We start from the raw sequence: 10,626 nt of genomic DNA, 5'->3' as shown, positions 1-10,626 counted from the left end.
CGGCGAAATGGTTGATATCTGGGCGGAACGGGCCTTGCTGCCCGAAGGCTGGGCGGAAAACGTCGGCGTCACGCTGGCTGACGGGCGAATCGCCTCGGTCGAAACCGGCGCCGCGCCCGGCGGGCAGCGGGTCGGATTGTTGCTTCCTGCGCCGGCCAACCTGCACAGCCACGCGTTCCAGCGCGCCATGGCCGGGCTGAGCGAGGCCCGGGGCCCCGAGCCGCGCGATACGTTCTGGACCTGGCGCCGGATCATGTACCGCTTCCTGGACCACCTGACGCCCGACGATGTCGAAACCATCGCCGCGCTGGTGCAGATGGAGATGCTGGAGGCAGGCTATGCCACCAATGTCGAATTCCATTACCTGCATCACCGCCCCGGCGGCGGCCATTACGACAATATCGCCGAGATGTCGGAACGCATCGCCGCCGCCGCCGCCCGGACCGGGATCGGCCTGACGCTCTTGCCGGTGCATTACCAGTTCGGCGGCGTGGACGGCCGGCCTCTGGGGCCGGGCCAGAACCGTTTCGGCACCACGCCCGACGAATTCCCGCGCCTGCTGGACGCGGCCGAGGCGGCGCTGGCAGCCCTGCCCGCCGATGCCGGAATCGGTGTCGCGCCCCATTCCCTGCGCGCGGTTTCCCCCGAGGCGCTGCGCCTGTGCGAAACCCTGCGCCCCGGCCGGCCGCTGCACATGCATCTGGCCGAACAGGTCCCCGAGATCGAGGAGGTCAGCGCCGCTTACGGTCTGCGCCCGGTCGAGTGGCTGCTGGAAAACCACCAGCCCGACCGGCGCTGGACGCTGATCCACCTGACCCATATGACCGGGGACGAAACCCGCCGCCTTGCCGCCACCGGCGCGGTCGCGGGGCTGTGTCCGATCACCGAATCCTCGCTGGGCGACGGCATCTTCAACGGCACGATCTGGACGGCGGCGGGCGGGCGCCTGGGCTTTGGTTCGGACAGCAATATCCGCATCTCGCTGGTCGAGGAATTGCGCACGCTGGAATACAGCCAGCGCCTGCGCGACCGGGGACGGGCCATTCTGGCACAGCCCGAACGCTCGACCGGGCGGGTAATCTATGATGCCGGGCTGGAGGCCGGGCCGACCGCCGCGGGGCGCGAGACCGGCGCCATCGCCGCCGGCCTCTGGGCCGATCTTTTCGCGGTGGATCTGCAAAACCCGGTCATGGCCGGCCGCAGGGGCGACCAGATGCTGGACAGCCTGATCTTTGCCGGCCATGACGGTCTGATCCGCGAAGTCTGGTCCGCCGGCCGCCATATCGTGCAGGATGGCAGGCATATCGACCGCGACCGGATCGTCGCGGATTATCTGGCAACCATCGCCCGGCTCGAGGATCGCATGTGACCGACCGACCCGCCCCGACCTCCAAGGCCCAGGCCATCGTCAACGAGGTGCGCCGCCGCATCGTCGACCGCGAATGGCAGCAGGGCGACCGCATTCCCGACGAGGCCGAGCTGGCGGTGGAATTCGGCGCGGCGCGCGCCACGGTGAACAAGGCGCTGCAACTGCTGGCCGAAGAGGGGCTTCTGGACCGCAAGCGCCGCGCCGGCACCCATGTCACGGTGAACCCGGCGCGCAGGGCCACGCTGACCATCCCCATCGTGCGCGAGCAGGTCGAGGCCGCCGGTCTGGCCTATAGCCACCGGATCGTGGCGCAAAAGCTGAGCCCGCTGCCCGCCGATGTCGCCGCCCGCATGGCCCTGCCCGAGGGGCATGAGCTGATCCATCTGCGCACCGTCCATTACGGCGACGACACCCCGTTTCAGGTCGAGGATCGCTGGCTCAACCCCGCTGCCGCGCCGGGGGTCGAAAGGATCGACTTTCACCGCATCAATCCCAATGAATGGCTGGTGCGCAACTTTCCCTGGCTGCGCGCCGACATGGCCTTTTCCGCGGCAAGCGCCGATGCCCGCGACGCGCGGCTGCTGGAATGCCGGCAGGGCACCGCGCTTCTGATCCTGCAGCGCACCACCTTCAACGATCTGGGCGCGATCACCAGCGTGCGGCTGGCCTTTCACCCCGGCTATCAGCTGATCGCAACGCCCTGACGCAGCTCGGGCCGACCGGCTTCCTTGCGCAGATCAGACCGGGCCGCCCCCCCTATCCCAGCCGGTAATTCGGGCTTTCGCGGGTGATCTGGACGTCATGGACATGGCTTTCCTTGAGGCCCGCGCCGGTGATGCGCACAAAGCTGCAGCCGCGGCGCATCTCGGCCACGGTGGCATTGCCGGTATAGCCCATCGCCGCCCGCAAGCCGCCGACCAGCTGGTGGATGACGGTGCCGGCCGGGCCCTTGTAGGGCACCTGCCCCTCGATCCCCTCGGGGACCAGCTTGTCGGTGGCGGCGTCCTTCTGGAAATAGCGGTCGGCCGAGCCGCGCGCCATGGCGCCCAGGCTGCCCATGCCGCGATAGCTCTTGAAGCTGCGGCCCTGATACAGGATGACCTCGCCCGGGCTTTCATCGGTGCCGGCAATGGCGCTGCCGACCATGGCGCAACTGGCGCCCGCCGCGATCGCCTTGGCGAAATCGCCCGAGAACTTGATGCCGCCATCGGCGATGACCGGCACCTCGCCCGCGCCCTGCACCGCATCCATGATCGCGGTCAGCTGCGGCACGCCCACGCCCGCGACGATCCGCGTGGTGCAGATCGAGCCCGGCCCGATGCCGACCTTGATCGCATCGGCGCCGGCATCGACCAGCGCCCGGGCGGCCTCGGCCGTCGCCACATTGCCGGCCACCACCTGCACCTGGTTCGAGTGCGACTTGATGCGGCTGACCGCGCGGGCCACGCCTTCGGAATGGCCATGCGCGGTGTCGATCACCACCAGATCCACCCCGGCATCTATCAGCGCCAGGCTGCGCTCATAGCCCTCGTCGCCGACGGTCGAGGCGGCCGCGACCCGCAGCCGGCCCAGATCGTCCTTGCAGGCCAGCGGGTTGAGAACCGATTTCTCGGTATCCTTCAGCGTCAGCAGACCGGTCAGCTTGCCGGCCTGATTGGTGATCAGCAGCTTTTCGATCCGGCGCTCCTTCATCAGGGCGATCGCCCGTGTCCGGTCGGCGGGTTCGTGCAGGATGGCCAGGTTCTGGCTGGTCATCACCGCCTTGACCGGCGTGCGGTCGTCGCTGGCAAAGCGCATGTCGCGATTGGTGATGATCCCGACCACGCGGCCGCCGGCATCCACGACCGGAAAGCCGGTGACGTTATAGCGCTCCTGCAGGGCCTTGGCGTCGGCGACGGTCTGTTCCGGGGTCAGCGTGATCGGGTTGTAGACGATGCCGGATTCGAACCGCTTGACGCGGCGGACCTCATCCGCCTGCTGCTCGGCGGTCAGGTTGCGGTGAATCACCCCGATCCCGCCCGCCTGCGCCATGGCGATCGCCATGCGGCTTTCGGTGACGGTGTCCATGGCGCTGCTCAGCAACGGGATGTTCATCCGGATCTGTCGCGTGACATGGGTGGTCACATCGGCGGTCGAGGGCATCACCGAAGAGGCCGCAGGAACGAGAAGAACATCGTCGAAGGTCAGAGCCTCACGAATCTGCATGGCAGCATCCTTGTCAGGGGTTCGTTTGGCAGTTTCCCATTTCACGCGCGCGGCGGAATGTCCAGCCTAGGGCGACGTCGCGGCATGGGTTTTTTTAACGCCCGGGCAGTTGCGGGGAATCCCCGAAAGGCCCCGAAAGCGATTGACGAGAGGTCATATCGTTGCCGGCCGGACACGATTGCACCATCGCCTGCACTGGAACGCTACGTCAGAAATGCAAGGCAATTGACGCAACCAATGGCCTACATCACGCTGTAACGGCATGCTCGTGACGAGCATTCGAAGGGAGGAAACAAAAATGAAAAAAGTCGTTACAGGGGTCGGGCTGATGCTGGCCGGAACCGCACCCGCATTCGCGGGCGGGATCGAGCGCGCGCCGCAATCGCTGGCGCCGCTGTTCGAAAAGGGAAACTATGCCGAGATCAGCTTTGGCGCCGTCGACCCGGATGTGAGCGGTCGCGATGTCGCGCCGGCTGCAATCGGCGGCCCGTTCTCGACCGGCGATGTCGCGCAGGGCTACGGCTTCTTTGGTCTGGCCTATAAACACCAGTTCAACGAAAACCTGTCCGGCGCCCTGATCATCGAGCAGCCCTTTGGCGCGGATGTCCGTTACGATCAGGCCCCCGAGGGCTCACCCGTGGTGGGCGGCACGCGGGTTCGGGTCGATTCGACAACCTATACCGCGCTCTTGCGTTACAAGTTCGACAATAATTTCTCGGTCCATGGCGGTGTTCGCGGCTCTTATGCCGACGGCCGAGTGCAGCTGCAGGGTGCCGGCTACGCGACCACTTCGGGCTATGATCTGGATATCGACGGCACCTGGGGGTTCGGCTGGGTGGCCGGCGTGGCCTATGAGGTTCCCGACATCGCGGCGCGCATCTCGCTGACCTACAACTCGCCCATCGAGCATGATTTCGACATGTCCGAGACCGGCGGCCCGCTGCCGATCGAGTTCACCGGCGAATACGAGGTCAAGACGCCGCGCAGCTGGACGCTGGAGGGCCAGACCGGCGTGGCCAAGGACACGCTGGTCTTCGGCTCGATCCGCTGGGTCAACTGGTCCGAATTCAAGGTCGACAACTTCCTGTTCCCGATCGCCAGCCCGGCCGGAGAGATTCCGCTGGTCGAGGTCAAGGACACCACGACCTACACGCTGGGCCTGGGCCGCAAGTTCACCGAACAATGGTCGGGCTCGGTCTCCTTCCTCTATGAGGAGAGCCGGGGCAGCACCGTCTCGCCGCTGGCGCCGGTCAACGGGCGCAAGGGTGTGACCCTGGCTGCGATCTATACGATGGACAATCTGAAGGTCACCACCGGCGTCAACTATACCAAGCTTGGCGATGCCGATCTGGGCGTCGGCGCGAGCGGCGCCAAGCGTGAGGTCGCCAAGATGGATGACAGCGAAGCCTGGGGCATCGGCGTGCGGCTGGGCTATTCCTTCTGATCTTCGCGCCAGAACCGCAAGAGGCCCCGGTCGCACCGGGGCCTTTTTCATCAGCGGATCCCGCGCCGGTTGCCCGGCCGCATGGATATTTGGGTGAAGAAGAAGATCACGACGTGAGCGCCAGGACCAGCGCGGTGAAATGTTCGCCGCGCTTTTCGAAATTGGGATATTGGTCGAAACTGGCGGCGGCGGGGGCGAGAAGGACGGTTTCGCCCGGCTGCGCCTCGGCCGCGGCGCGGGCGACGGCCTCGTCCATGGTGCCCAGGACATCATGGGGGATGCGGCCGGCCTGAAGCGCGAAATCGCGGGCGGAATGGCCGATGAAATAGGCTTTCACCACCTCGTCCAGATAGGGGCTCAGCGCCTCGATGCCGCCATCCTTGCCCATGCCGCCGGCGATCCAGCGGATGCGCTTGAAGGCGGTCAGCGCCTTGGCTGCGGCGTCCACATTGGTGGCCTTGCTGTCATTGACCCAGCGGATGCCGTCGATTTCCGCCACCGTCTGGCTGCGATGCGGCAGGCCCTGGAAGCTGTGGAATGCGCGCTCGATCTCGCGCGGGGGGATATTCACGGCGCGAACGGCGGCATAGGCGGCGGCGGCGTTCTGGTGGTTGTGCTCGCCCGGCAGGCCGGTCACCTCGCGCAGGTCGATCGAGGCGATCTGGCGGCCCTTGCGATATTCCGACAGGAACCCCTTGCGGGCAAAGACCGACCAGCCGAAACGCTCGAGCTTCTGCCCCGAGGAGATGCGGATCACCCGGTCGTCTTGGGGCGCCATGGCAAGCTGGCCGGCGAGATAACGCCCCTCGGGCTCATCGACGCCGATGATGGCGCGGTCGGGGCCGCCCTCGGCGAATAGCCGGCGCTTGGCGGCGAAATAGCCGCCCGGGCCGCCATGGCGGTCGAGGTGATCGGGAGAGAGGTTGGTAAAGACGGCGATATCGGGGGTCAGGGCGCGCGCGAGATCGGTCTGGTAGCTGGAGAGTTCCAGCACCACCACCTCGCCGTCATGGGCGGGGTCGAGCGACAGGACGCCGGTGCCGATATTGCCGCCCATCTGGGTGGGACGGCCGGATTCGCGCAGGATGTGATGGATCAGCGCCGTGGTGGTGGATTTGCCGTTCGAGCCGGTAACCGCGATGACCCTGGGGGCGGTGTCGAAATCCTCCCATTCGCGGCTGGCGAAGCTGCGAAAGAACAGGCCGATATCGTTATCGACCGGCACGCCAAGCTCGCAGGCCTTGGCGATGACCGGGTGCGGTCTGGGGTAAAGATGCGGGATGCCGGGGCTGGTGATCAGCGCAGAGATGCCGTCCCAATGCGCGTCGCGGGTCAGATCGACGACCTTCATGCCCTCCTGCGCGGCCTCTTCGCGCGTATCGGCGCCATCGTCCCAGACGACGACATTGGCGCCGCCGGCGGCAAGCGCGGCCACGGTCGCGCGGCCCGAACGGCCGAGGCCGAGCACGGCGATGGTCTGGTTCTCGACACCTTGGACGGGGATCATGTGCGGGCCTTTTCGTCATGCCGGTCAGGGGATATTTGCGCCAGGATCAGGCCGGGGGCAAGCGCACCGATGTCACGCGCCCGGGCAGCGGATCAGCCTGCCGTGCTGATCGACCCGCGCATAGATGCGCGGATCGGGTTCGGGATGGGGCGGGAACGCGAACCGCTAGCGCAGCTTCAGCGTCGCCAGACCGATCAGCGCGAGAATCAGCGCGATGATCCAGAAGCGGATGACGATCTGTGCCTCGCCCCAGCCCTTTTTCTCGAAATGGTGGTGGATCGGGGCCATCAGGAAGACGCGCTTGCCGGTACGCTTGAAGTAGAGGACCTGAATGATGACCGAAAGCGCCTCGACCACGAAGAGGCCGCCGACAATGGCGAGCACGATCTCGTGCTTGGTGACCACCGCGATGGCGCCAAGCGCGCCGCCAAGCGCAAGGCTGCCGGTATCGCCCATGAAGACCGCCGCGGGGGGCGCGTTATACCACAGGAAACCCAGCCCGCCGCCGAACAGCGCGGCGACGAAAACGGCCAGCTCGCCGGTGCCGGGCACGAAATGAACGCCCAGGTAATTGGCGAAATTCGCATGGCCGACGGCATAGGCGATGACCGCGAAACTGCCGGCGGCGATCATCACCGGCATGATCGCCAGACCATCCAGCCCGTCGGTCAGGTTGACCGCATTGGCCGCGCCCAGGATCACCACGATGGTGAAGGGCAGGTAAAGTATGCCCAGATTGATCAGCGTATCCTTCAGGAAGGGCAGCGCCAGCTGGCCGCTCAGCGGGTCGGGATGCAGCCATGCTGCCGCCGCGCCCGCGCCCAGGGCGATGCACAGCCCGATCAGCAGGCGGATGCGACCCGACAGGCCGGCATGGTGCTGCTTGGTCACCTTGGCGTAATCGTCGGCAAAGCCGATCAGCGCGAAACCCATGGTCACCAGCAGCACGATCCAGACATAGCCATTGTCCAGCCGCGCCCAGAGCAGCGTGCCGACCAGCAGTGCGGCCAGGATCAGAAAGCCCCCCATGGTCGGCGTCCCGGCCTTGCTGAAATGGTTCTGCGGCCCGTCGTCGCGGATCGGCTGACCCTTTTTCTGCTTGCGGCGCAGCATGTCGATCAGCGGCCGGCCGAAGAGAAAGCCGAATATCAGCGCGGTAAAGAACGCCCCCCCGGCGCGGAAGGTGATATAGCGGAAGAGGTTGAAGAAATCCCCGCCATCAGACAGGTTGGTGAGCCAGTAGAGCATTAAGCTGTCCTTTCGCCGGGCGCGCCGCTTTGCCGCGTTCGCCGCAGCGCGTCAACCACCATCGAGATTTTCGATCCCTTGGAACCTTTCACGAGCACGATATCGCCGGCGGCGACCAGTTCATCCACCCGCTCGGCCAGGGCGGCGGCGGTTTCCGAATAGAGCCCGCGCCGCGTCCCGGGCAGCGCCTCGTAAAGCGCACGCATGCGCGGGCCCGCCAGATGCACCAGATCGACCGAGGCCATCGCCGGATCGTCAGCCATGGCGCGATGCATGGCGGCCTCATCGGGGCCAAGCTCAAGCATGTCGCCCAGAATCGCCACGCGGCGGCCACCGGTCAGGCGCGCCAGCGTCGCCAGCCCGGCCGCAAGCGAGGTCGGGTTGGAATTATAGGCGTCGTCGATCAGGCGGATGCCGTCCAGATCCTCAACCGCGCCGCGACCCGCCGGCGGGCGCCACTGCGACAGTGCCGCGGCGGCCTGTTTCACATCGGCGCCGGCGGCGGACAGCGCAGCCAGCACGCCCACCGCGTTCATCACGAAATGCGCGCCGACGCTGGCCAGCGTGAAATCGACCGTATCGCCCAGGATGCGGGCGCGGACCTGCGTGGTATCGCCGTCGGTCCGGGCGGTGACGGGGCTGGCCATGCCGTGCTGGCCGAAACCGATCACGATGCCCCCCGCCGCATCGGCACAATCGCGCAGAAGCTGCGTTACCGGCAGATCCTCGGGCAGAATGGCGGTGCCGGGCTGGGTCAGGCCGCGAAAGATCGCGCCTTTTTCCCGCGCGATGCCCTCGATGGCGCCAAAGGCTTCCAGATGGGCGGCGGCGACGGTGGTGATCATGGCGACATGCGGCCGGGCAAGCCGGGCCAGCGGCTCGATCTCGCCCGGGTGGTTCATGCCGATCTCGACAATCGCGAAATCGCTGTCCTGCGGCATCCGGGCCAGGGTCAGGGGCACGCCCCAATGGTTGTTGTAGCTGGCCTCGGCGGCGTGGATCACGCCCTGCCCGGTCAGCGCGATGCGGGCCATCTCCTTGGTCGAGGTCTTGCCGACCGAGCCGGTAATGGCGATCATCTTGCCCCGCATCCGGGCGCGGCCGGCGCGGCCCAGGGCCTCAAGCGCGGGCAGAACTTCGGGCACGACCAGCAGCGGCGCATCGGATGCGACGCCTTCGGGGATGCGGCTGACCAGCGCGGCGCCAGCGCCCTGCTCCAGCGCCCGGGCCACGAAATCATGCCCGTCGCGGGCCGCCTGCAAGGCCACGAACAGGTCGCCCGGCCGAATGGTGCGGGTGTCGATCGACACGCCATCCACCGCGAAATCGCGCGTCACGCGGCCGCCGGTCGCAGCCGCCGCATCCTCGGAGGTCCAGAGCGTCATATCCTGCCATCCAGTGCCGCCACCGCGACCGAGGCCTGTTCGGCATCGTCAAAGGGGTAGACGTCGCTGCCGACGATCTGCCCGGTTTCATGGCCTTTGCCGGCGATCAGCAGCGCATCGCCGGGCTGCAGCGCATCGACGCCGCGCAGGATCGCCTCGGCCCGGTCGGCGACCTCGACCGCCTCGGGGCCGGCGCCGGCCATGATCTCGGAACGGATCGCGGCCGGGTCCTCGGTCCGGGGGTTGTCGTCGGTGACAAAGACCAGATCGGCATGTTCGCGCGCCGCTTCGCCCATCAGCGGGCGTTTCAGCCGGTCGCGGTCGCCGCCGGCGCCAAAGACCACGACGATGCGGCCCATCACATGCGGCCGGAGGCTTTGCAGGGCCGAGGCCAGCGCGCCGGGCTTGTGGCTGTAATCGACAAAGACGGCGGCGCCGTTGTCGCGCATCGCGGCCAGTTCCATGCGGCCGCGCACGGTGGTCAGCTCGGGCAGCGTCGCGATGACCCGGGCGGCATCGTCGCCGGCGGCGATGGCCAGCCCGGCCGCCGCCAGCACGTTCTCGGCCTGGAAACCGCCGATCAGCGCCAGCCGCACCAGATGGGCCTGCCCCTGATACGAGAAGCGAAGATCCTGGCCGGTCGCGTCATAACGCTGGCCGAGGATATGCAGATCCGCGCCCTCGGCCCGGCCGATGGTGGTCAGCTCCAGCCCGCGATCGTCGGCGATCCCGGCCATCTGGCGGCCGCGCGGGTCGTCGATATTGATGACCGCGCCCGCGCCCTCATCCAGGATATGGTTGAACAGCAGCGCCTTGGCGGCGAAATAGTCGTCGAAATCCTTGTGATAATCCAGATGATCCTGGCTGAAATTGGTGAACGCGCCGGCCCGGAGTTCCACCCCGTCCAGACGCCGCTGGTCCAGCCCGTGCGAGGACGCCTCGAGCGCGGCATGCGTGACGCCCTCGGCCGCGGCGCTGGCCAGAACCCGGTGCAGGGTCAGCGGATCGGGCGTGGTATGGGCCAGCCGGGCCTGAAAATCGCCCTGCACCCCCATGGTGCCCAGGCTGATCGCGCGGTGCCCCAGCAATTGCCAGATCTGGCGGGTAAAGCTGGCGACCGAGGTCTTGCCCGAGGTGCCGGTGACCGCGACCATGGTCCCGGGCTGGGTGGCGAACCACAGGGCGGCGGCGCCAGCGAGCGCGGCGCGCGGATCCTCGGCGACCACCAGGGCGGCGTCCGAGCCGGCCAGTTCGGCCGCCGCGATCGTCGCCCCCTGACGGTCGGTCAGGATGGCGGCCGCGCCCTGGCGCAGCGCATATTGGATGAATTCGCCGCCATGGGCCAGCGTGCCCGGCAGCGCCGCGAACAGGTGGCCCGGGGCGACCTGCCGCGAATCGACGGCAAGGCCCGTCACCTCGGGGTCGCGCCCCTTGTCCCCTCTTAGCCCCAGAAGGGACAGCCGCATCG

8 protein-coding genes are annotated in these 10,626 nt (G+C 67.4%); 3 read left to right on the top strand and 5 right to left on the bottom strand.

Annotation, left to right across the window (positions count from 1 at the left end):
* The first annotated feature begins 7 nt into the window (after positions 1-7).
* Positions 8-1,369 carry a formimidoylglutamate deiminase gene (locus IT41_RS01095; protein ID WP_036738181.1) on the top strand — a complete coding sequence of 454 codons (1,362 nt, stop codon included), beginning with the start codon at positions 8-10 and terminating at the stop codon, positions 1,367-1,369.
* Positions 1,366-2,073 carry a GntR family transcriptional regulator gene (locus IT41_RS01090; protein WP_036738010.1) on the top strand — a complete coding sequence of 236 codons (708 nt, stop codon included), beginning with the start codon at positions 1,366-1,368 and terminating at the stop codon, positions 2,071-2,073. Before IT41_RS01095 ends, IT41_RS01090 begins: the two co-directional genes overlap by 4 nt.
* A gap of 52 nt (positions 2,074-2,125) precedes the next feature.
* Here the strand turns inward: IT41_RS01090 and guaB are convergent, their stop codons facing one another.
* Entirely contained in the window at positions 2,126-3,574 is a 1,449-nt protein-coding gene (gene guaB / locus IT41_RS01085; RefSeq protein ID WP_036738008.1) for an IMP dehydrogenase, read from the bottom strand.
* Between the two features lie 298 nt (positions 3,575-3,872).
* Here guaB and IT41_RS01080 point away from each other — a divergent pair, with 298 nt between their 5' ends.
* Positions 3,873-5,018, top strand: a complete 1,146-nt coding sequence (locus tag IT41_RS01080; protein WP_036738007.1) for an OmpP1/FadL family transporter — start codon at positions 3,873-3,875, stop codon at positions 5,016-5,018.
* Positions 5,019-5,124: 106 nt separating this feature from the next.
* Here IT41_RS01080 and murD read toward each other — a convergent pair whose 3' ends face one another.
* From murD to IT41_RS01060, 4 genes are all read right to left on the bottom strand, one after another.
* A complete protein-coding gene (gene murD / locus IT41_RS01075; RefSeq protein ID WP_036738005.1) occupies positions 5,125-6,525 on the bottom strand; it encodes a UDP-N-acetylmuramoyl-L-alanine--D-glutamate ligase in 1,401 nt (466 codons plus the stop codon).
* Between the two features lie 165 nt (positions 6,526-6,690).
* Complete coding sequence (gene mraY, locus IT41_RS01070; protein WP_036738004.1) at positions 6,691-7,773, bottom strand: phospho-N-acetylmuramoyl-pentapeptide-transferase; 1,083 nt, start codon at positions 7,771-7,773, stop codon at positions 6,691-6,693.
* Positions 7,773-9,158, bottom strand: coding sequence for a UDP-N-acetylmuramoyl-tripeptide--D-alanyl-D-alanine ligase (locus IT41_RS01065; protein ID WP_036738001.1), 1,386 nt, complete (start codon positions 9,156-9,158; stop codon positions 7,773-7,775). Before IT41_RS01065 ends, mraY begins: the two co-directional genes overlap by 1 nt.
* Positions 9,155-10,624 carry a UDP-N-acetylmuramoyl-L-alanyl-D-glutamate--2,6-diaminopimelate ligase gene (locus IT41_RS01060; RefSeq protein WP_036738000.1) on the bottom strand — a complete coding sequence of 490 codons (1,470 nt, stop codon included), beginning with the start codon at positions 10,622-10,624 and terminating at the stop codon, positions 9,155-9,157. The genes IT41_RS01065 and IT41_RS01060 overlap by 4 nt, the downstream gene beginning before the upstream one ends.
* Between the last annotated feature and the right edge of the window lie 2 nt (positions 10,625-10,626).

The sequence above is a fragment of the Paracoccus halophilus genome, assembly GCF_000763905.1.
GTDB classification, from domain to species: Bacteria; Pseudomonadota; Alphaproteobacteria; order Rhodobacterales; family Rhodobacteraceae; genus Paracoccus; species Paracoccus halophilus.
The sequence above is the reverse complement of the archived record's forward strand: the minus strand, read 5'-3'. Positions and strand labels throughout refer to the sequence as shown.

What these genes read in the sequence shown, in the direction of transcription:
- guaB (WP_036738008.1), bottom strand. Translation starts at nt 3,574, where the DNA reads ATGCAGATTCGTGAGGCTCTGACCTTCGACGATGTTCTTCTCGTTCCT.
- IT41_RS01080 (WP_036738007.1), top strand. Translation starts at nt 3,873, where the DNA reads ATGAAAAAAGTCGTTACAGGGGTCGGGCTGATGCTGGCCGGAACCGCA.
- IT41_RS01060 (WP_036738000.1), bottom strand. Translation starts at nt 10,624, where the DNA reads ATGCGGCTGTCCCTTCTGGGGCTAAGAGGGGACAAGGGGCGCGACCCC.
- murD (WP_036738005.1), bottom strand. Translation starts at nt 6,525, where the DNA reads ATGATCCCCGTCCAAGGTGTCGAGAACCAGACCATCGCCGTGCTCGGC.
- mraY (WP_036738004.1), bottom strand. Translation starts at nt 7,773, where the DNA reads ATGCTCTACTGGCTCACCAACCTGTCTGATGGCGGGGATTTCTTCAAC.
- IT41_RS01095 (WP_036738181.1), top strand. Translation starts at nt 8, where the DNA reads ATGGTTGATATCTGGGCGGAACGGGCCTTGCTGCCCGAAGGCTGGGCG.
- IT41_RS01065 (WP_036738001.1), bottom strand. Translation starts at nt 9,158, where the DNA reads ATGACGCTCTGGACCTCCGAGGATGCGGCGGCTGCGACCGGCGGCCGC.